The organism is Peptoniphilus raoultii (genome assembly GCF_900099555.1).
GTDB lineage: Bacteria > Bacillota > Clostridia > Tissierellales > Peptoniphilaceae > Peptoniphilus_A > Peptoniphilus_A raoultii.
This window is the reverse complement of record NZ_FMWM01000002.1, coordinates 1,572,583-1,594,300: the sequence shown is the minus strand read 5'-3', so window position 1 is coordinate 1,594,300 and position 21,718 is coordinate 1,572,583. Positions and strand designations below refer to the sequence as shown.

22 protein-coding genes are annotated in these 21,718 nt (G+C 32.0%); 21 read left to right on the top strand and 1 reads right to left on the bottom strand.

Annotated features, from left to right (window positions below):
• Positions 1-6 precede the first annotated feature (6 nt).
• The 4 genes from BQ4446_RS07900 to BQ4446_RS07885 are packed head-to-tail and all read left to right on the top strand — an operon-like array spanning position 7 to position 4,391.
• Complete coding sequence (locus tag BQ4446_RS07900) at positions 7-627, top strand: V-type ATP synthase subunit E family protein (protein ID WP_071028186.1); 621 nt, start codon at positions 7-9, stop codon at positions 625-627.
• Positions 624-2,396 carry a V-type ATP synthase subunit A gene (locus tag BQ4446_RS07895; protein ID WP_071028184.1) on the top strand — a complete coding sequence of 591 codons (1,773 nt, stop codon included), beginning with the start codon at positions 624-626 and terminating at the stop codon, positions 2,394-2,396. Before BQ4446_RS07900 ends, BQ4446_RS07895 begins: the two co-directional genes overlap by 4 nt.
• Positions 2,393-3,781, top strand: coding sequence for a V-type ATP synthase subunit B (locus BQ4446_RS07890; RefSeq protein WP_071028181.1), 1,389 nt, complete (start codon positions 2,393-2,395; stop codon positions 3,779-3,781). The genes BQ4446_RS07895 and BQ4446_RS07890 overlap by 4 nt, the downstream gene beginning before the upstream one ends.
• On the top strand, positions 3,771-4,391 hold the full coding sequence (locus BQ4446_RS07885) for a V-type ATP synthase subunit D (protein ID WP_071028179.1): 621 nt from the start codon (positions 3,771-3,773) through the stop codon (positions 4,389-4,391). The genes BQ4446_RS07890 and BQ4446_RS07885 overlap by 11 nt, the downstream gene beginning before the upstream one ends.
• A gap of 127 nt (positions 4,392-4,518) precedes the next feature.
• Here the strand turns inward: BQ4446_RS07885 and BQ4446_RS07880 are convergent, their stop codons facing one another.
• Positions 4,519-5,706, bottom strand: a complete 1,188-nt coding sequence (locus tag BQ4446_RS07880; protein WP_071028177.1) for a coenzyme F420-0:L-glutamate ligase — start codon at positions 5,704-5,706, stop codon at positions 4,519-4,521.
• 291 nt (positions 5,707-5,997) lie between these two features.
• Here BQ4446_RS07880 and BQ4446_RS08505 point away from each other — a divergent pair, with 291 nt between their 5' ends.
• The 17 genes from BQ4446_RS08505 (at position 5,998) to BQ4446_RS07795 (ending at position 21,701) form a co-directional block, all read left to right on the top strand.
• Positions 5,998-6,297, top strand: a complete 300-nt coding sequence (locus BQ4446_RS08505) for a hypothetical protein (RefSeq protein ID WP_071028175.1) — start codon at positions 5,998-6,000, stop codon at positions 6,295-6,297.
• Positions 6,298-6,545: 248 nt separating this feature from the next.
• On the top strand, positions 6,546-7,790 hold the full coding sequence (locus tag BQ4446_RS07870; protein ID WP_071028174.1) for a uracil-xanthine permease family protein: 1,245 nt from the start codon (positions 6,546-6,548) through the stop codon (positions 7,788-7,790).
• Between the two features lie 164 nt (positions 7,791-7,954).
• Positions 7,955-8,467 (top strand): translation initiation factor IF-3, encoded by a 513-nt coding sequence (gene infC, locus BQ4446_RS07865; RefSeq protein ID WP_071028172.1) that lies wholly within the window; start codon positions 7,955-7,957, stop codon positions 8,465-8,467.
• A 33-nt stretch (positions 8,468-8,500) separates the two neighbouring features.
• Positions 8,501-8,692: a 50S ribosomal protein L35 gene (gene rpmI, locus BQ4446_RS07860; protein WP_071028170.1), complete on the top strand. Its 192-nt coding sequence runs from the start codon at positions 8,501-8,503 to the stop codon at positions 8,690-8,692.
• A 10-nt stretch (positions 8,693-8,702) separates the two neighbouring features.
• Entirely contained in the window at positions 8,703-9,053 is a 351-nt protein-coding gene (gene rplT, locus BQ4446_RS07855; RefSeq protein WP_071028167.1) for a 50S ribosomal protein L20, read from the top strand.
• A 157-nt stretch (positions 9,054-9,210) separates the two neighbouring features.
• On the top strand, positions 9,211-9,699 hold the full coding sequence (locus tag BQ4446_RS07850) for a DUF4342 domain-containing protein (protein ID WP_071028165.1): 489 nt from the start codon (positions 9,211-9,213) through the stop codon (positions 9,697-9,699).
• Complete coding sequence (locus tag BQ4446_RS07845) at positions 9,659-10,504, top strand: TrmH family RNA methyltransferase (protein WP_245149698.1); 846 nt, start codon at positions 9,659-9,661, stop codon at positions 10,502-10,504. The genes BQ4446_RS07850 and BQ4446_RS07845 overlap by 41 nt, the downstream gene beginning before the upstream one ends.
• Positions 10,501-11,190 (top strand): DUF6873 family GME fold protein, encoded by a 690-nt coding sequence (locus tag BQ4446_RS07840; RefSeq protein ID WP_071028163.1) that lies wholly within the window; start codon positions 10,501-10,503, stop codon positions 11,188-11,190. The genes BQ4446_RS07845 and BQ4446_RS07840 overlap by 4 nt, the downstream gene beginning before the upstream one ends.
• Before the next feature lie 261 nt (positions 11,191-11,451).
• Complete coding sequence (gene thrS, locus BQ4446_RS07835; protein WP_071028378.1) at positions 11,452-13,362, top strand: threonine--tRNA ligase; 1,911 nt, start codon at positions 11,452-11,454, stop codon at positions 13,360-13,362.
• A gap of 56 nt (positions 13,363-13,418) precedes the next feature.
• A complete protein-coding gene (locus tag BQ4446_RS07830) occupies positions 13,419-14,285 on the top strand; it encodes a hypothetical protein (RefSeq protein ID WP_071028162.1) in 867 nt (288 codons plus the stop codon).
• A gap of 242 nt (positions 14,286-14,527) precedes the next feature.
• Positions 14,528-14,971 (top strand): hypothetical protein, encoded by a 444-nt coding sequence (locus BQ4446_RS07825; protein WP_135100597.1) that lies wholly within the window; start codon positions 14,528-14,530, stop codon positions 14,969-14,971.
• 103 nt (positions 14,972-15,074) lie between these two features.
• Positions 15,075-16,631, top strand: a complete 1,557-nt coding sequence (locus tag BQ4446_RS07820; RefSeq protein ID WP_167632545.1) for a hypothetical protein — start codon at positions 15,075-15,077, stop codon at positions 16,629-16,631.
• A 302-nt stretch (positions 16,632-16,933) separates the two neighbouring features.
• The gene (locus BQ4446_RS07815; RefSeq protein ID WP_071028155.1) at positions 16,934-17,938 is read left to right on the top strand and encodes a methionine ABC transporter ATP-binding protein; all 1,005 of its coding nucleotides are present in this window, start codon (positions 16,934-16,936) and stop codon (positions 17,936-17,938) included.
• Positions 17,938-18,591 (top strand): methionine ABC transporter permease, encoded by a 654-nt coding sequence (locus BQ4446_RS07810; RefSeq protein ID WP_071028153.1) that lies wholly within the window; start codon positions 17,938-17,940, stop codon positions 18,589-18,591. The genes BQ4446_RS07815 and BQ4446_RS07810 overlap by 1 nt, the downstream gene beginning before the upstream one ends.
• A gap of 99 nt (positions 18,592-18,690) precedes the next feature.
• Positions 18,691-19,587 (top strand): MetQ/NlpA family ABC transporter substrate-binding protein, encoded by an 897-nt coding sequence (locus BQ4446_RS07805; RefSeq protein ID WP_071028151.1) that lies wholly within the window; start codon positions 18,691-18,693, stop codon positions 19,585-19,587.
• 111 nt (positions 19,588-19,698) lie between these two features.
• Positions 19,699-21,243 carry an NAD(P)/FAD-dependent oxidoreductase gene (locus tag BQ4446_RS07800; protein WP_071028149.1) on the top strand — a complete coding sequence of 515 codons (1,545 nt, stop codon included), beginning with the start codon at positions 19,699-19,701 and terminating at the stop codon, positions 21,241-21,243.
• A complete protein-coding gene (locus BQ4446_RS07795; protein ID WP_071028147.1) occupies positions 21,237-21,701 on the top strand; it encodes a tRNA (cytidine(34)-2'-O)-methyltransferase in 465 nt (154 codons plus the stop codon). Before BQ4446_RS07800 ends, BQ4446_RS07795 begins: the two co-directional genes overlap by 7 nt.
• Positions 21,702-21,718: the final 17 nt, after the last annotated feature.

The window sequence follows — 21,718 nt, the reverse complement described above, 5'->3', positions numbered from 1 at the left end:
GTTAATATGATTTTACTTGAAAATAAAATTACAATCTTCAATCAAATGGTTTTTGTTAAAAAACAGGAAGAATGTAGAAAAAAATTAGAAGAAGAAAAAGAATTATATAATAGAAAGATAATGGAGAAGGAAAGGACTCTAAAGGCTGAAAAAGAAGAAATCATTAATAGAAGAGCATCCCTTGCATCAAAAAACGGCTATGAACTTTTGTCAAAAGCTCATGAAGAAAACCGTATTGCAGAGTTAAGACAAGGTGAGAAACTTTTGGATAGTCTTCTTGAAAAAGTTAAGCTGAAATTAAAGGACTATACCCAAACTGATAACTATGCAAGATTTGTCCTATCAACCCTTGATAAGGCCCTTGAAGATGTAAAGGAAGAAAATATCATTGTCTATATGAGAAAAAAGGATTCCCATATTTTAAAGGAAAGAGTTATTGAAAAGCTAAAGGCCCACAAAATCAAGGCGGAATTTAGAGAACTTTATGATAAGCATATAGGAGGTCTAATTATTTCAGACGAAAATGAAACCTATGAAATAAACTTAACCCTCCTACAAAGAATTGAAGACAGCCGTTACAAAATCGGTTCAATGCTTCATTTTGGTGTAAAAGAGGTGGATAATTGAATAAAGGATATATTAAATCCATAGATGGTCCCGTTGTTTCAGGCACCAATATGAAAGATTTTAAAATACGTGAAATGGTAGTTGTAGGCGACCAAAAATTAATAGGAGAAGTTGTTTCCCTTGAAGGAGATCTTGGAACTGTTCAGGTCTATGAAGAAACTCAAGGCCTAAAGGCAGGAGGAGAAATTATTTCAACGGGAGCACCCCTTTCTGTAAAACTTGGTCCCGGCCTTATATCAAATATTTTTGACGGAATTGAAAGGCCTCTTACAAGAATAAAAGATTCCTATGGCAACTTTATGCCAGAAGGTATAGGTCTAATTTCTCTTGATGAAGAAAAGTTATGGAAGGTTCATTTTTTAGTTAAAAATGGAGATGAAGTTAAGGAAGGACAAATTTTTGCAGAAGTTCCCGAAACCGAAATCATAACCCATAAACTGTTAATTCCTATAGGAGTAAATGGAACAGTAACAGGAAGACTTGAAGATGGCTCCTATAATATAGAAGAAGTTTTATTAAAGGTTCAAGATGAAAATAAAAGTCTTCATGATGTTAAAGCCTATCAAAACTGGCCAGTAAGAATACAAAGACCAGCCCATGAAAGGCTGCCAATTGAAAAATTACTACTGACAGGCCAAAGAGTTTTTGATGTATTCTTTCCAATTGCCAAGGGCGGAACAACGGCCATACCTGGAGGATTTGGAACGGGAAAGACAATGACTCAGCACCAAATTGCAAAATATTGCGATGCTGATATTATTGTTTACATCGGCTGCGGCGAACGTGGAAATGAAATGACAGAAGTTTTGGAGGACTTCCCAAAACTAATAGACCCAAATACGGGAGCACCACTAATGGCAAGGACAATTTTAATTGCAAATACATCAAACATGCCAGTTGCTGCCCGTGAAGCAAGTATTTATACTGGAGTTACAATTGCAGAATATTTTAGGGACCAAGGCTTTCACGTTGCCCTAATGGGCGATTCAACATCAAGATGGGCAGAAGCATTAAGAGAAATTTCCGGAAGACTTGAAGAAATGCCAGCAGAAGAAGGCTATCCAGCTTATTTGCCATCAAGAATTGCAGAATTTTATGAAAGAGCAGGCTATGTAAATACACTTTCTGGAAACGAAGGATCAGTTACCTTAATCGGTGCAGTATCTCCAGCAGGCGGCGACTTTTCAGAACCCGTTACAGAAAATACAAAGAGATTTGTAAATGTATTTTTGGCCCTTGACAAGGACCTTGCCTATGCAAGACACTATCCAGCCATAAACTGGATGAATTCCTATTCGCAATATATAAATCAGCTTAAAAATTATTATGATATGAATTTAGATGGAGATTTGCCAGAACTTAGGAGCAAATTTTTAGACCTCCTTCATGAAGAGGCGAAACTCAATGAAATTGTAATGTTAGTTGGGGCTGATGTACTACCCGATTCGTCAAGGCTTATTCTTGAAATTGCAAGAGTTATAAAAGTAGGATTTTTGCAACAAAATGCCTTTAACGACATTGATACCTTTGTACCCTTAAATAAACAGTTTGAAATGTTAAGGACAATTGACCTTTTATATAGACTTGGCAAAGAAGCCCTAAAGGAAAATATACCAATTTCAAAAATTAAGGACGACAAATTATATAGCGAAGTAATAAATATGAAATACAATATAGGAAATGACCAATTAAGTAAGTTTGTAGAATTAAATAATAAAATTTCTTTATTCTACACAAATCTTATGAGTGAATATGAGGTGAGAGATTGAAAAAAGAATATTTTACCCTTAAAAAAATTGAAGGAGCACTAATTGAACTTTCTAACCTTCATCAAGTTTCCTATGGAGAAGTAGTAAAAATAAGGTCAAAGGAATCTAAAAAAATACAAGTAGGAGAAGTTGTAAAGATTACAGATGACAAGGCAGTTGTACAGGTTTATGGTTCAAACCTTGGAGTATCTGGAACAAATACTGGCGTGGAATTTACTGGAGAGCCCTTTGAAATTCCCTTGTCAAAAGAGATTCTTGGCAGAGTTTTTAATGGGATTGCAGAACCCATTGATAGGGGTGGAGATATTTATTCTGGCAAATTTTATAATGTAAATGGCAGGCCGATAAATCCCTGTGCCAGAGAATATCCAAGAAACTTTATTCAAACTGGAATCTCCTCAATTGACACTCTTACGACATTAATTAGAGGTCAAAAACTCCCAATCTTTTCAGGATCAGGATTAAATCATAACGAACTTGCAGCCCAAATTGTAAGGCAAGCAAAAATTTCAGGAGAAAATGCAGATAACTTTGCCATAGTCTTTGCAGCAATTGGTGTAAAACATGATGAAGCCGACTTTTTTAGAGATGCCTTTAAAAATGCTGGAGTTAATGAAAGGGTAGTAATGTATATAAATTATGCAGATGACCCGATTATGGAAAGATTAATTGTACCCAAGTGTGCCTTAACAGCAGCAGAATATTTAGCCTATGAAGAAAATACTCACGTTCTTGTAATTATGACAGATATTACATCCTATGCTGAAGCCCTAAGAGAAGTTTCATCTTCAAGAGAAGAAGTGCCATCTCGTAAGGGATATCCAGGCCATTTGTATTCAGACCTTGCAGCTCTTTATGAAAGGGCGGGAATGATAAAGGGAATTGACGGATCAGTAACCTTAATTCCAATTTTAACAATGCCAAATGATGATATTACCCACCCAATTGCCGACTTGACAGGCTACATTACAGAAGGTCAAATTGTACTTTCTCGTGATTTGGAAGGGGAAGGAATTTACCCACCAATAAATATTTTGCCATCTCTTTCAAGACTTATGAAGGACGGAATTGGTGAGGGCTATACAAGAGAAGATCACGCAGACCTTTCAGCCCAATTATTTTCATCCTATTCAAAGGTACAAGATGCAAGAGCCCTTGCCCAAATTATTGGTGAAGATGATTTGTCAGAAGCCGACCAAAAGACCCTCACCTTTGGTAAGGAATTTGAAAGAAGATTTTTGTCCCAATCAAGGGATGAAAATAGATCGATTGAAGATAGTCTAAACCTTGGCTGGGATTTATTAAAGAGCCTGCCAAGAGAATCTCTTGACAGAATTTCTCCTAAATTTCTTGATAAATATTTAGGTGATGAAAATGGCAAGTAAGGTAGTACCAACTAAGGCAAATTTACTTGCAGTTAAGGGACAGCTGTCTTTTGCCCAAAAGGGTTATGAACTTTTGGACAGAAAAAGAACAGTTTTAATGAGAGAAATCATGGAATTAAATAAAAGGGCCGAAAATTTGCAGGCAAAAATAAAAGAAACCTTTAATATTTCCTATGAATCATTAAAAGAGGCCACAATTTCCATGGGTTCAGAGGCTCTGGCTGACATTTCTCAGTCTGTTAATTTAGAAGAAGACTATGAAATAAAAAATAGGTCAGTAATGGGAGTAGAAATTCCTGAAATTGAATATAGGGAAAAGGAAATAAAGACAGAATATTCCTTTCATAATTCTACAATTTCCCTTGACAAGGCCACAATAAATATGAAAAACCTCCTGCCCTTAATCTATGAATTGGCAGAAGTTGAATCATCTTGTATAAGACTTGCAGAGGAAATAAAGAAGACAGTTAAAAGAGCAAATGCCCTTGAAAAAATTCAAATTCCAAGATTTGAAACAATCATTGCAAGCATAGAAAATACCCTTGGAGAAAAAGAAAGAGAAGACTTTTTTAGAATGAAAAAAGTTAAAAATAAGAAAAATAGAAGATAAAATTAAATCAAAAACAATCAAGCAGGACTGTCCTTTTACGGCAGTCCTGCTTGATGTCCTTTTACAATGAAGGGGACTGTCCCTTGTGGACTATCCCCATTTATAAATTCATTCACTAAATATAAAATTATTCACTTGCAAAATTATCAAAATAACCTTGAATCAAAACAACAGGAGTTCCCTTGTCGCCAGAACCTGAAGTTAAATCACAAAGAGATCCCAAAAGGTCAGTAATTCTTCTCGGTGTTGTGCCCAAAGTTTCATCCTTACCAACAAGGTCAGCATCCTTAGATGAAATTTTTTCTTTCATAGCCCTAGTGGCTTCTTCAGGATTCATTTCAGCCAAATCATTATCAGCAATAAACTTAATCTTAAGTTCATTAGGAGTGCCTGAAAGGCCCTTAGTGTGAGCGGGAGAAACAACAGGATCGGCAAGTTCCCAAATCTTTCCAACCGGATCTTTAAAAGCACCGTCACCGTAAATCATAACTTCAATTTGCTTACCATAAATATTAATAAGTTCCTTTTGAAGTTCATTTACAAATTTTTCTCCATCTCTTGGGAAAAGTTTAAGCCTTGTATTTGAAGTATAATTTGAACCTAAAAGACCAAACTCTTCATTATACCCAGAACCGTCAATAGATTTATTCATAATATCATCAAGAGCATAAACCTTTTTTGCTCCCCCATCTTGTAGCATTCTCTTAATAGAAAAACGAGTGTGAGTAGAACAAATTAAAGCTTCGTCAGTATAATTTAAAATAGTTAAAGGATTGTTAGAAAAATGAATTTCAACATCATTATCCTTACAAATATCCTTATAAAGACTTACATAGTCAATACCTGTAAATTTATGTTTAACAACAGGTCCAAAAATATTTCTATATTCATCTTCTTCAATCACATCAGTATAAAGATTGATATTTTTATCATATAAAAGATTGGGATCCATTAAAGAATTTCCAACTTCATCAGAAGGATAAGAAAATAAAATATGAATTTTTTTACCCGTTTTGGCAATTGCCCTCAAAATAGTGGAGAACCTGTTACGACTTAGAATAGGAAAAACAATGCCAATTTCATCGTCAAATTTATCATTAAGGTCCTTGCAAATATCGTCAGTAGAAACATAATTATTTTGAGCTCTTGCAACTAAAGATTCAGTAACTGCAACAACATCTCTGTCATGAAGAGAAATATTTTCTTCATCAGTAGCTTTTTTGACACAGTCCTTCACAATAGACACAAGCTCATCGCCGGCCTTAACAATTGGAGCACGAATACCCCTAACTACAGTTCCAATATATCTTGTCATTTATAACCTCCCAAAGCTAATAACATAAATAAACTTTTTACTAATGAATTATACCCTATCTTAATCTTAAAGTAAAATAAAATTCATATAAAATAATTTGTAAATTTAAAACAAATAAAAATTTAAGATACAGTAAAATAATAAAAAAATTATAGATTAGCTGAATTTTATGTTATGTGTTAAGACATATGTTACAGATTAAATAGAAAAAAGAAAGGTACTTTTGATACAATAAGATAAACGAAAAAAGTATTAAAAGGAGACCTCTCTATGAATATAATGACATAAGAAATGATATTCCGTCAAAAATTATGTGAATACGCATTAAAAAATGGAGTTACAAAAGCTGCAAGAAGATATCACACTAACCGACAATTTGTGTATAGGCAGTTAAAAAAATATAGCGGAAATGTAAGAAGTCTTACATTAAAATCAAGAGCCACAAAAACAAGCCCAAATGCTCATACAAGAAAAGAATTAGAAACAAAAATAAAAGAGTATGAAGAAATATACAATAATACAGCAAAATATGTATTGAATTTTAAAAGTCCAAATGAAAAAATAGAAGAATACTATCTTCAAAAACTTTAAAAATTATAAAAAGGAAACTCATTAATGTTAAGGTACGCTTCGCTCTAAAGCCCTTGACAATCATTCGCTTCCTTTTTAATAAACAATTAAGCTTTTGAAATAATTGTATAAAAGTACTATAAGTGTAACATATGTCTTGACAGTTAAGAATGAATTAAATTTTTTTATATTTCTTTTCTTGACAAGCTTTTTGCGTAAGTATAGAATTATTAAGAATGTAAATTTTGTAAAGATTTTTAGGAGGAGCAATGGATAGAATAATGAGTAAGAATCAAGTTAGTGTCTTATCTTATAGTAAAAAGATTATTTTAGGTCTTCAACATTTAATAGCTATGTTTGGGGCGACTGTTTTAGTTCCCATTTTAACTGGTTTTGATGTTTCAACAGCAATTTTTGCAGCAGGTGCAGGTACTCTTATTTTTCATTTTTGCACGAAAAATAAAGTACCTGTTTTTTTAGGCTCATCTTTTGCCTTTATTCCTGTTATTCAAATTGTGGGCCAGGCTGAAGGTTTAAGATATGCCCAAGGTGGAATTATTGTAGCTGGTCTTATTTATGTTCTGCTTTCACTTGTCATAAATAAAATTGGCGTGTCAAAAATTATTAAATTTTTTCCAGCACAAGTTGTTGGACCAATGGTTATTGTTATTGGCTTTAACTTAATTCCCACTGCCTTTAATATGGCGAAGACAAATTTTTATCTTTCCCTTACAACTTTTGCCACTTGTCTTATTCTTTCTAATTTTGCCAAGGGTTTCATTAAGCAGCTTGCAATTATTATTTCTGTAATTGTTGGCTATCTTCTTTCCCTAAAAATGGGTGTTGTTGACCTTAGCTTAATTTCAAATGCAGGATTTTTACAAGTTCCAAAATTTCAGCTTCCTGCCTTTTCAATCTCAGCAATAATTACAATTGTGCCTGTTGTTATGGCGGTTTTTATGGAACATCTTGGAGATATTACAACAAATTCTCAAGTTGTTGGGAAAAATTTTATTGAAGACCCTGGACTTAATAGGACGCTTTTGGGAGACGGACTTGCGACGATGTTTGCAGGACTAATCGGCGGGCCTGCCAACACGACTTATGGTGAAAATACTGGAGTTTTGGCCCTAACAAAAAATTATGACCCTAGCATTTTAAGACTTGCTGCAATTTTTGCAATTATTTTATCTTTTGTGGGAAAAATTGGTGGTTTTTTATCATCAATTCCCCAAGCGGTTATGGGCGGAATTTCTCTTGTACTTTTTTCGATGATTGCCCTTGTAGGCTTTAAGACTTTAAAAAATGCTCATACGCCTATGAATTTAAAAAATATTTTAATTATAGCTTCAATTTTAATTATCGGTCTTGGTGGTCATGTGGGTATTAATCTCGGTATTAAACTTTCTGATGCAGTTTCTCTAAGTGGTCTTTCTCTTGCAGCCCTTGTGGGAATTATACTTAATGCTCTTCTTGTTAAATTTGAAGACTATGTAAATAGGAAAAATTCATAAAAATTAAAAAAAACTTGACAAAAGGGGACTTTTTATATATACTATTTTTGTAATTAAGAAGAAGTCCGCTTCTCACCTTACGCTCTTAGTTTAAGGTTATTTATTAATTTGTTATTTGTGCGGGCATTTTTTAATGCTCGCTATTTTTATGGAGGTGCTTAGAAATTAAAGAACTTCAAATTAATGAGGAAATCAGAGAAAAAGAAGTGCGTCTTGTCGATGACAAGGGAGGTCAAATAGGCCTTGTTGATATTGACAGAGCACTTGACATGGCTTTTGAAAAGAAACTTGACTTAGTAAATGTTGCTCCCAGTGCCAAGCCGCCTGTTTGCAGAATTATGGATTATGGAAAATACAGGTATGAATTAATAAAAAAGGAAAAGGAAGCTAAGAAAAAGCAAAGAGTTATTAATGTTAAGGAGCTTAGGCTTACTCCGAATATTGAAAGTCATGATTTGAATACTAAGGCCAATAGGGCTATCGACTTCTTAAAATCAGGCGACAGGGTTAAGGTTGTTGTTAGATTTAGGGGTAGAGAAATGGGCCATACTGATATTGGAAAAGAAGTTCTGGAAGAATTTGTGAATTTAATTTCTGAGTATGGAGCTGTTGATAAAAAGCCAAAGATGGAAGGTAGAAATATGGTTATGTTTCTATCTGCAAAAGAGCAAAATTAAGGATATAGGATTATATTTATAAGGAGGATTTTTATGGGAAAGATGAAAACTCATAGAGCTTCTGCAAAAAGGTTTAAAAGAACTGGCAGTGGTAAAATTAAGAGATTTTTTGCTTATAAAGGACATTTAACAGGAAAGAAAACTGCTAAAAGACTTAGAAAATTAAGAAAGTCTTCTGTAGTTAGCAAGGGTGATCAAAAGAGAATTGATCACATGATTCCATAGGAGGTTTAGGATGGCTAGAGTAAAAAGAGGCGTTAATGCTAAAAAAAGACATAAAAATATTTTAAAGCAAGCTAAGGGATACTTTGGAGCAAAATCTAAATTATTTAGACCTGCAAATCAAGCTGTTATGAAATCTCTTAACTATGCATTTATTGGCAGAAAGCAAAGAAAAAGAGATTTTAGAAAACTTTGGATTACAAGAATCAATGCAGGGGCAAGATTAAATGGGATGTCTTATTCTAAGTTTATTTCAGGTTTAAAAAAGGCTGGAGTAAATATTAATAGAAAGATGCTTTCAGAAATGGCAATTAATGATCCAAATGGTTTCGCAGAACTTGTAAGAATAGCTAAAGGCGAATAAATTAGGTAAAATTAGGCGGCGGTTGCCGCTTTTTTTGTTGGAAGAAATTTTGGTGTAGCAAATGCTAAGTAATGTTAAAGTGAGCTTTTATTTTTTCTTAACAATTTCTTTAGTTTTTCTACTCACATTTTGGGTAAAATTATGATGAGGTGATAAGATGATTAATTTGGAAAAAATTGACTACGTAATCAATGCCACAGGCGCAAGCTATGAACTTGTAAGGGATGCACTACTTAATACTGACGGAGATGTTGACAGAGCTATTGGATATATTGAAGCTAAAAGAGGAGCGGAAGAATTTAAAAAGGATGAAAAAATTGAAGCAGAAGCTGAAGTTATAGAAGAAAAAGAATCTAAAAATAAATTTTTTGGAGATGTTTCTGATACCCTTGACGAAATTATTGATGCCATTAAAGAAATTTGGCGCAAGGGTAATGCTTCAAGGCTTATTGTTGAAAAGAATAAGGAAACTGTTTTATCTCTATCCCTAACTGTTTCAACAATCGGGGCACTTATTGCTCCAATTGCTTCGCTTTTAGGACTTACTGTTGCCTATATTACTGACTATGATTTTAAAATTATTATGGCTGATGGCGATGTAATTGATGTTAGAGAATATCTTAGGGGCAAGAAGAAAAACAAATAAAGATTTTTGTGAAATTAAGGTGGATTTTTCCACCTTTTTTTTATATTATAAGACCATGAAAGAAATTATTAATTCAAAGGACAACAAATATTTTAAATTTTTTAAAAAGATTTTAATAAAAAAATATCGCTATAGGGAAAATTTATTTTTAGTTGAGGGCTCAGTTGTTATTTCTGAGGCTCTAAAATATTGTAAGCCTTCCTATATTGTTGTAGAAGAGTCTAAGGAAAGTGAGTTTTCATATATTCTTAAGAAGCAAAAGTATTTAGTTTTTTCTGACGAACTTTTTCAAAAGATTTGTGATTCTGAAAGCCCCCAGGGAATTTGTGCCTATTTTCCCATGATTCACAAAAAGTTTGAAGAAAAGGAAGGGCAATTTTTATTTTTAGATGACATAAAAGACGCTGGAAATCTTGGCGGCATCATTAGGACTTGTGACGCTTTTGGAATTTCAGGTCTAATTATTTCAGAAAATTCTTGCGACCTTTACAATCCGAAAACTGTAAGGTCAACTATGGCTTCAATTTTTAGACTGCCCATTTATTTTGCCTCAAGAGAAGAAATTATTTTATCTACATTTAAAATAACTTCAACGAGCTTAAATGACGCTGTGGATATTAATGAATATAAATTTTCAAAAAATGAAATTATAGTTATTGGAAATGAGGCCCATGGTGTTAGCCAAGAGATTTTAAAAAGATCAGATGGCAAAATTAAAATCTCCATTAGGGAGGGGGTAGATTCTCTTAATGCTGGAGTCGCAGCTGGGATTTGCCTTTTTATGATGAATGGTAAAGAATTATGAAATATATTTTAGTAGACCAAAAAATGCCCCAAGAGTTTGTAGAAAAGCTAAAAGTTTTCCCCTATGAGATTGTAAAGACTAGGGCCAATAAAAATATAAATTCATCTTTAAATTCCCACCCTGATATTTTAGTTCATGGTCTTCCTAATGGAGATATTATTTGTGATAGGGATAATTTTTCCTATTACAGGGATAAATTCAAGGGCAGACAGCTTTATATGACTGAAAAATCACTGGGTGATGCCTATGAAAATCACGTCTACTTAAATGCCTTTTTCTATGAAAATTACCTTGTTGGAAATTTAAAACTGCTGGATAAAAATCTATTAAATTTTTATAGGCAGAGAAATTTTATGCTTATAAATGTGAAGCAGGGTTATAGTAAATGCTCAAGTCTTGTTACTAATAAATTTATAGCAACAAGCGATATGGGAATTTATAAGGCCTTAAAGGATAAGATTAATGTAATAAAGATTAATCACAAGGAAATAATTTTAAAAGACTATCCCTATGGTTTTATTGGCGGGGCAAGCGGTTTTATTGACAACAACTTAATTTTAACGGGAAACCTTGGCAAACATTCATCAGGATATTTAATAGAAAATGAGTGCCAAAAGGAGAAGCTGAAAATTTTAGAATTAGGTCAAAATTTTTTAGAAGATTTTGGGTCAATTTTATTAATTTGAAAGAATTTATCTAATCTTGAAATAAATATTTTTTTATGGTAAAATTTTTTTAACGGTGAAAAGAAAAGTAGGATATGAGAAGTTTTTAGAGAGAGCCGGCTGGTGAAAGGCTTAATAGATCATATTTGAAAACTAACTTGGAGTTCTGCAGCAAACTGCAGCGTTAGATGCGTTAAATCTTTTAAGTTTAATTAAGGTGGAACCACGGCCTATCGTCCTTTGGATGATAGGTCTTTTTTAATTTTAAGGAGGAAAGAGGAAATGGTTATAAGATTCCCGAATGGGGATGAAAAAGAATTTGAAAAGGGCGTAAGTGTTGGCGAAGTTACAAGGTCAATTTCAGAAGGTCTATATAGGGACAGCCTTGGGGCTAAGGTCAATGACAAAATAATGGGTAATACTGAAAAAATTGAAGAAGATTGTGATTTTAAGGTTTTGAAATTTGATGACCTTGATGGCAAAAAAATCTTGTGGCATACTGCAAGTCATTTAATGGCTCATGCCATTCAAGATCTTTATCCTGACACAAAATTTGCCATAGGACCTGCCATAGATAATGGATTTTATTATGACATGGAACTTAATCATAGATTTGTGGAAGAAGATTTTAAGGCCATTGAAGATAGGATGATTGAACTTGCAAGAAAAGATTTAAAAATTGTAAGAGTTGATATCACAAGAGATCAGGCTCTTAAATATTTTAAGGACAAGGGTCAAGATTATAAGGTTGAATTAATTGAAGATTTGCCAGAAGATGAAGCCTTGACTTTATATCAAATGGGAGATTTTACAGACCTTTGTAAGGGACCTCATATTGAATCTACAAAGAGAATTAAGGCAGTAAAACTTCTTTCAACGGCTGGAGCTTATTGGAGGGGAGATTCCAACAATAAAATGCTTCAAAGAATTTATGGTATTGCCTTTGAAAAGAAAAAACAATTAGATGAATATATTGAAAAACGTGAAGAGGCTGAAAAGAGAGATCATAGAAAATTAGGAAGAGAACTTGACATCTTTTCAATGCATGAAGAAGGCCCGGGATTTCCATTTTTCCATCCAAATGGTATGATTTTAAGAAATAATTTACTTTCATGGTGGAGAGGAGTTTTACTTGACAGAAATTATGGCGAAATTTTAACTCCAATGATTTTAAATGAAGATTTGTGGCATAGAAGTGGTCATTGGGACCACTACAAAGAAAATATGTATTTCACAGAAATTGATGAAGAAGGCTACGCAGTAAAACCGATGAATTGCCCCGGCTCAACTATTATCTATAATACAAATTCTCATTCATATAGGGATTTCCCAATGAGATTTGCAGAATTTGGTCTTGTCCATAGGCATGAACTTTCAGGTGCACTTCACGGACTTTTCAGAGTGAGATCATTTACTCAAGATGATGCACATATTTACTGCTTACCATCACAAATTAAGTCAGAAGTTTTTGACATTATAGACTTGGCAGACCTTCTATATTCTACTTTTGGTTTTAAATACACAGTTGAACTTTCAACAAGGCCTGAAGATTATATGGGCGATTTAGAATCTTGGAACTTGGCGGAAAAATCTTTAAAAGAAGCCTTGGAAGATAGAAATATGCCTTACACAATAAATGAAGGTGACGGAGCTTTTTATGGTCCAAAAATTGACTACCATTTAGAAGATGCCATTGGCAGAACTTGGCAATGCGGAACAATTCAGCTCGATTTCCAACTTCCAGAAAATTTTGACTTAACTTATGTTGCTGAAGACGGAAGCAGAAAAAGACCTGTTATGGTCCACAGGGCTTTAATGGGTTCAGTTGAAAGATTTATGGGAATTTTAATTGAACACTTTGCAGGCAAATTCCCTCTATGGTTAAGTCCAGTTCAAGTTGCAATTATTCCAGTTTCAGAAAAATTCACGGACTATGCAAAAGAACTTGAAGGCAAATTTAAATCTTTTGGTTTAAGAGTAAAACTTGACGCAAGAGCAGAAAAAGTTGGCTACAAGATTCGTGAAGCACAGCTAAAGAAAATAAATTATATGCTTGTAATTGGTGAAAAAGAAGTGGAAAGTCATAAACTTTCAGTTAGAAAGAGAAATGGTGACGAAGTTAAAGATGTTGATGTTGATAGATTTATCGAAGACCTTAAAGAAGAAGTCATTACTAAGGCAATAGTTTTATAAAAATCAAGTGGGGCTGCCTTTAATTTGGCTAGTCCCACTTTTTATAAGGATATTTTATGAAAAAGAAATTATTATTATTTTTTGGACTTTTGCTTCTGATTTTCTGCATCTTATTTTTAAAGACGGGAGTTTTTAAAAGTAAATCAGTGCCAGAAGCCTACAATATAAATAAAAAAATTTATATGGAAGAAAATGGAAGAGAATATTTTTACAAAGACCTTGTTATAAGTAAAGGTCAATCAATTTTACTAACAGACATGGGAGAAAAATTTTCCTTTGAAGGGAACAAGGAAATAATTTTTAAAATTTATGGTTATCCTCTCATAAAAAGAGGAGAATATGAAAATTATTGGGAAAAAGATTTTTTAATAAATTTTTCTGATAAGGAAAGTTTTGATGAAGAAAAAAGTCCCCAAGGAGAATTTTATATTGATTCAAAAACCATAAAAGGCCTTCCTGATGGTGATTATTTCCCGGTTTTAACAAATCTTGGCATAAATTATTATATAGAAAAGCTAAGTTTTGAAATTGTAGACAAGGGAGCATATCCAAATTCATCAGAAATTATTTTTGTAGATGGAAAGACTTTTAAATTTAAGGACCTTGATATTTTTAAGGCAGATGGAAATTTGAAATTTTATCCCCTTGAATTTTCTGAAGATGAACTAAAAGAAATAGTAAATTCTTTGGAGGGAAGCGAGCTTTTAGATGAAAGCGAAATTTATGCCCTTGCTCCAGATATTGGATCCTATGCAATAAAATTTTATGGGCAAAAAGGCGAAAGTTATTTATATGTATATGACAGCAGAAAAAATGATGATGGCTTTTATTATGCAGAATTTGTAAATGAGGAAGATGGAAATTCTTATTCTTTAAAAATGAAGGATAATTTATTTGATATTATAAAAGTTTTCGATTTATAATAATAATTATAACGTTTCTAGCGTATAGTTCATATTGAGAGTAAATTTATTTAAATTCCAATTCTAAGAAAAACCTAAAACAATTTAACTAAGTACCGAAAAAAATAGTTGAAATATATATATATATATCTTATACTTAAATAAGATACAATACTAAGAGTATATCTTAGTTTATGTATTAATTTAAAATGAGGTGAAGGATTATGAAAAAGAAGATAACGTTTATTTTACTGTTTGTAATTATGACTTCGCTATCAAGTGTTTTTGCTAAAACAATTTGGTCAAATGGAAGAAATATAGTTAGAAGTTCTGAGTTAGGGGATTTAATTTATGAGGGTTCTATGTATTTGTATCCTGCTGATGAAATGGTGGGTTCATATAGTGGAAGATATGCACATAGTGGCTGGATAAGATATAAATCTAATGCAGATGGGAGAACAAAAACTGAATATACGGGCTCATTAAGAGCTGAAGGATTTGTTACTGCTGTACTAAGGTTTAGAGACACTATATGTTGGGATTGCCCAAAGACCACTTTTAATTTTGATTTTTATACAGAATCCTATCCGAAATTTAAAAAACTTAACAATTCTGAAGAACCACAGATAAAAACTGAATATTTTAATCCTGATGTAAAAATCACTGTTGATGGTAATCATACAAGTGGAGAATATACTCACAAATAGTTAAATGAAAACAGCAAAAACAAAAAATATTCTATTGATGTGTGTACACATATTTATTTTGATATATTTAATTTTATTAGCATATGGCAGAATTCAAAGAGAAGTGTGTGCACCATTTAATTTTGAAAATAAAGCTTATGAATACAGTTTTTATCCAAAGAATTTCTATGATAACATAGAAAAAGAAGCTATAAGACAAAAAATTGATGAGTTCTTAATAAATAAAAATGGGAATAAATTATTAGTATATGAGTATCCTAATGCTATGGCTTTAGGAATTTATGACGCTGACAAGTATTATTTAAAAAGATATGACTTAGATTTTGACCAATATGTATACTATAATGGGAAGATAAAAAGGTTTTCCTATGAAAATTACCTTGAAGACCTATATAATATAGAAAGTAATTTAAAATTAATAGCTTGTGACACAGAAGATTTTTTTCTTAATAATATATTTTTAGAAAAAAGTAGTGTAAGAAAAATTATACCTAATAGGATATTTACCGAAAAACAAGTTATTAATTTCTCGGAAAATATTAATAAATATTATGATATAGAGGAAAAAGAATACGAGGGTTGGGATTTTACTAATATTAACTTTTATCTTATATTTATTAAATATTTTTTAACTATGCTTTGTTTTTTATTTATAGTATCACTGCCATACTATATTAGCTTAGATAAAGAGATTTATAAAAAAAACTATATTATCCTTAAGTTATCATTTTTGCTACTAGCTATTTGTTTACTAATAATTAGTGTTGGCAACTTAAAATCTAGCTTTAATATATATAGAGTTTTAATATTAACTATATTTACCTATTGTATAGATATCTTTTTTTGTAAAAATTTTATAAAGTTCAAGAGTAAAATTGCTAAAAAAGAGAGAATCTTGAAGCTGATTGTTGTTTTTTTAATAACTCATATATTATTACTTAATTTATTTAGCCCACAAGTTTTATATAATTTAAAAACTTATAAATACATGAATAAGGCTTTTTACAAAAACAATGAAAAAGTATTAAATTTCCGAAGTTTTTATGACAATTATAGCAATGGAATTTTAAGTCAAAGGGACGAGAAAGATTTAAAATATATAATAAATAATGGTGGATATTTTCTATATGGAGCAAGTAAGGAAATAAAGTTTATAAATGGAGAAGATAAACTATTACCCATTCTTGTAACTAATAAATTTGAAGATTCTTTTTATTACAAACATGGTATTTTTAAGTTAGGAAAAACAATTAAGAGGTATTCAGATGGTCATTTAATAGAGCCGAATAAAAATATTCTTATAAAAGATTTAAAAAATATATCTATTAATAATAGACCCGTACTTTTAGATAATAAAGAGTTTCTTATTTTAAATTTTAAAGATTTTTATAAGTTATATAAAGGAGAAATAGATCTCTTTAACCTATCTTTAAATTTTGCCTATGAAGGCTATAAAAATAACGGTTTAGATAAAATAAGAAATTTATTTAAAAGTCATGATTATTTTATAATTCCTCTTAAAATTTATCCTGATAATTCTTATAATTATGAAATGACAGCATACAATATATTTTTCTTGTTTATAAATTTAATATATATTTATGGATATTCTGATCTTATATTTAAGAGAAAAGCTAGAGAAAAATTAAAAAAAGCTTGACAAGTATTTTTTTAAAGTGTAATATATCTATAAAGTTTTTTAAACTTAATAAAGAGAAGAGTAACTAAGATTCTTAGGATTAAAGAGAGCTTCGTATGGTGAAAGAAGATGAATAAGGCTTAGTGAATATGGCCTCTTTAAAGGAAGATTCGATATTAGAGTCTTACGGGCCTTCCCGTTACAGAAGTAGAGTATGTTTGTACTTAATGAGTTTGTATGCGTGAGTATGCAATAAATAAAGGTGGTAACACGAGCTTTCGTCCTTTGTGGATGGGAGCTCTTTTTTATGTCATGGAGGAAAAATGATAGAGGTAAAAAATTTATTCAAAGTCTTTAAATTAGACGGAAAAGATTTTAAAGCACTTGATGATGTGTCCTTCAATGTAGAAAATGGAGAAATTTTTGGTGTCATTGGCCTTTCAGGAGCTGGCAAATCAACTCTTGTTAGGTGTATAAATCGCCTAGAAAAAGCTGACGGAGGGGAAGTTATTATTGACGGAGTTTCAATTAATGACCTTTCGGAAGAGGATTTAAGAAAAGAAAGAAAGGAAATTGGCATGATTTTTCAGTCTTTTAATTTATTTATGCAAAAGACTGTATATGAAAATATTGCCTATCCGTTAGAAATTTCAAAAATCCCCAAGGACAAGATTAAAGAAAGAGTTGAAGAACTTTTAAAGTTTATTGATCTTGTGGAAAAGAGAAATTCTTATCCTGCTGAACTCTCTGGAGGTCAAAAACAAAGGGTTGCCATTGCAAGGGCAATTGCAACAAATCCAAAAATTCTTTTATCAGATGAAGGAACTTCAGCCCTTGACCCTGCAAATACAGGATCTATTTTAAGCCTTCTCAAAAAAATTGTTAAGGAATATAACACAACAATTATTATGATTACTCATCAAATGGAAGTGGCTAAAGATATTTGCGATAGGATTGCAGTTATGGAAAAGGGAAGAATTATTGAAGAAAATACTACAAGGGAATTATTTAGAAATCCAAAAACTCAGGTTACTAAATCATTTATAAAGAATCTGAAAGATGAAACAGAAGACGAAATAATTAATGCAGATGATTTTAAGGGAGATGTCTTTAGACTTTCCTATGGTGATGACACTTACAAAAGGCCAATCCTTTCTAGGTGCGTTAAAAAATTTGATATTGACTTAAATATTCTTTCAGGAAATATAAATAAATTAAATGCTTCAAGTGTAGGATATTTAATTGTAGAAATTCAGGGAGATGAAGGGGAAAGAAAAAAGGCCCTTGATTTTCTTTTGGAAAATAAAGTTAATGTGGAGGTGGTCTAATGGAGAGATTAATTTCTATAATTGGGCCGGCAATCCCTCAAACCCTAATAATGGTTTTTGCATCAACTTTAATTTCTTTAATAATTGGGCTTCCCCTTGGAATTATTTTAACAATTACAAGAGAAGACGGGCTTTATGAAAATAAAAATTTATATGGGGTTTTAGACAAGATCATAAATGTTTTAAGATCCTTTCCCTTTATTATTTTAGTAGTAGTAGTTTTTCCACTATCAAGAATTCTCGTTGGCAAGGCCTATGGAACTGCGGCAATGATTATCCCCCTTTCCATTTCTGCAGCACCTTTTGTTGCAAGACTTATGGAAGGTTATTTAAACCAAATTGACAAGGGCATAATTGAAGCTGCAAAGTCAATGGGCTCAAGTAATTTTGAAATTATTTGGAGAGTTTTAATCCCTGAAGCCATGCCCATGATTGTAAATGGAATTACAATGACTCTTATAAATGTTGTAGGCTATTCTGCAATGGCAGGGGCTATTGGAGGCGGCGGCCTTGGAGATATTGCCATAAGATATGGTTATCAAATGAGAGAAAATGACATTTTATGGGCCACAGTTATCATAATTATTTTATTAGTACAAATTATTCAAGTTCTTGGAAATAGAATTGAAAAGAAAATTGACAAAAGACTTTAATTTTGAAAAAATTAAAATAGAGAACTCAAAATTTTTAGATATTTTATCTTTATGGGTTCTTAAAAGCCTTAGGCTTAATAATATTTAGGAGGAAGAAAAATGAAAAAATTAAGAATTTTAGGACTGTTATCACTAGCGCTTATCCTATCATTGACAGGATGCGGATCTAAGGAAGCAAAAGAAAATGCTGGAGCAAATGCAAGTGCAGCTTCTGAAGAAAAACCAGCTAATGCAACGACAACTGATTTAGTTCAAATTGCAGATGACAATGAAATTGTAATCGGAGTTAGCCCCACACCTCACAAGGAAATTATTGACGCCCTTCAAGACAAATTTACTGAGGTAGGTCTTGAAGTTAAAACAGTAGTTTTCGATGACTATGTTCAACCAAATCTTCAACTTAGTGCAGGAGATATTAATGCCAACTATTTCCAACACTTACCTTATCTTGAAGAATTTACAGCTGACAGAAAAATTGATAATCTTTCAAATTTAGGATTTGTTCACCTAGAACCACTTGGACTTTATTCAGATAAGTATAAATCTGTAGATGAAATTGAAGACGGAGCAGACATTATTATTCCAAATGACCCAACAAATGGTGCAAGAGCTTTAATTTTACTTGAAGATGCAGGCCTAATTAAACTTGCAGACAAGACAAATTTAAAGACTACTGAAAAAGATATTGTTGAAAATCCACATAACTTTAAATTTACAGCAGTTGAAGCAGCAAGTGTTTCTCAATTATATAAGGATGCAGGAGCTGGAATTATTAATTCTAACTATGCTCTTTCAGCAGGACTTAATCCTGTAAATGATTCTTTATTTACAGAATCAAAGGATTCACCTTATGCAAATTTAGTTGCAATTAGAACTGAAGACTTAAATAAAGAAAAATTCCAAAAATTTATTGAAATTCTTCAATCAGAAGATGCTAAAAAATTCATTGAAGAAAAATACCAAGGTGCAATTATTGCAACTTCAGAAAGTAAATAATTTATTTTACAATGGAGGCTATTTTGCCTCCTATTTTTATGGCTAAAATTAGGGAAAGATTATTTTCTTTAAAAAAATTGCCAAATAGACTAAAATAATAGTGGTGATAGATTGATTATTTTAAGAAATATAAAATTAAGGCCAGGAGAGGAAAAAAATCTCAGGGCCAAGATTGAAAATTTAATTGAAGAAAAAGATTTTTCCTTTGAAATATATAAAAGATCTCTTGATGCCAGAAAGGAGATTTTTTATGTCTATCAAGTTTTAGTAGACTGCAAGGTCAAGGATAAGATCTATAAAAAATTAAAAAATAATATAGGCGATTATAGGGAAGAAAAACTTATAATCGAAAATAAAAATAATGTAAGGTCTGCCCTTGTGGTTGGTGCAGGACCATCAGGCCTTTTTTGTGCCTACACTCTTTTAAAGGCGGGAGTAAAGGTGAAAATTATTGAAAGAGGCGATGACATTGACAGTCGCCTTAAAAAAATAAATAATTTCCTATATACAGGAGAACTTGATACTGAATCAAATATTTCCTTTGGCGAAGGTGGAGCTGGAACTTTTTCAGATGGTAAATTAACTTCAAGGTCAAAGGATCCCAGAAGTAGAAAAATTTTTGAAATCTTACACAATCATGGAGGTCCAGAAGATATTTTATATGACTCCATGCCCCATATTGGAACAGACATTTTAAGAGGGGTTATAAAAAATATTAGAAAATCCATAATTGATATGGGTGGAGAAATTTATTTTAGAAGAAAACTAATTGATTTAAAAATTAAAGGCGGTAGGATCTTGTCTGTAATGACAAATGAGGGAGAAATGAAATCTGATGAGTATATTTTGGCCCTTGGAAATAGTGCAAGAGATACTTTTGACTTATTAAATAAATATGTAAGTCTTGAGTCTAAACCTTTTGCAGTAGGTTTTAGAATTGAACATTTAAGAGAAGATATTAATTTTGCCCAGTATAAAAGAGAGGACAAAAATCTTCCTCCTGCAACTTATGCCCTCACCTATTCAAAAAAAGAAAATTCCCACAACGCCTACACCTTTTGTATGTGCCCAGGAGGACTTGTTATTCCATCGTCAAGCGAAAAAGACTTGTTAGCTGTAAATGGCATGAGCTATCATAGAAGGTCAGGTCTTAATTCAAATTCAGCTCTCGTAGCAAGTATTGATAAAAAAATTTTTGGGGAAGGGCCTTTGGCAGCTATGAATTATCAAAGAAAAATTGAGAAAAAGGCCTTTATTTTAGGAGGAGGTTCTTTTGCCGCCCCGGTCCAAAGACTTGAAGATTTTTTAGAGGATAGGCCATCACTAGGGCCAGGAAAAATTATTCCTTCCTATAAACCTGCCTACAAATTTACAAATCTTAATAACCTTTATGAGCCTTCAATTACAAAAGTTTTAAAGGAAGCCATAGACTCTATGGATAAAAAGCTTAAAGGTTTTGGTGATAAAGATGCTATTTTAACGGGCGCTGAAACTAGAACGTCATCTCCTATTAGAATTTTAAGAGAATCTTATCACACATTAGAATTTAAAAATTTAAGACCAATTGGAGAGGGTTCAGGCTATGCTGGTGGAATTATTTCCTCAGCCCTTGACGGTCTTAAATGTGCTATAGAAATTTTGGAGGGAACATGTTAAATATTTGTTTTTATGAACCGGAAATACCATTTAATACTGGTGCAATTGCAAGAACTTGCGGTCTTACAAATACAGGGCTTCACTTAATAAAGCCTCTTGGTTTTGAAATTGATGATAAGCACGTGAAAAGAGCGGGCCTTGATTATTGGCATCTTGTGGATATTAATATTTATGACTCTTATGATGAACTTGTAAAAAAATATCCGGACAGCAATTTTTACTTGGCATCAACAAAGGCTGTTAAACTTTATACTGATGTATCATATAAGGATGAGGACTTTATAGTATTTGGTCCAGAAACTCGGGGGCTGCCTGAGGATTTAATCTTTGCAAATTATGATAAGGCCATAAGGATTCCCATGCTGAAAAATTATGGAAGGTCCTTAAATTTATCAAATTCTGCAAATATTATTTTATTTGAAGCCCTAAGGCAAAATAAATTTTTTGATTTAGGATAAATTTTTTAAAGTTTTGG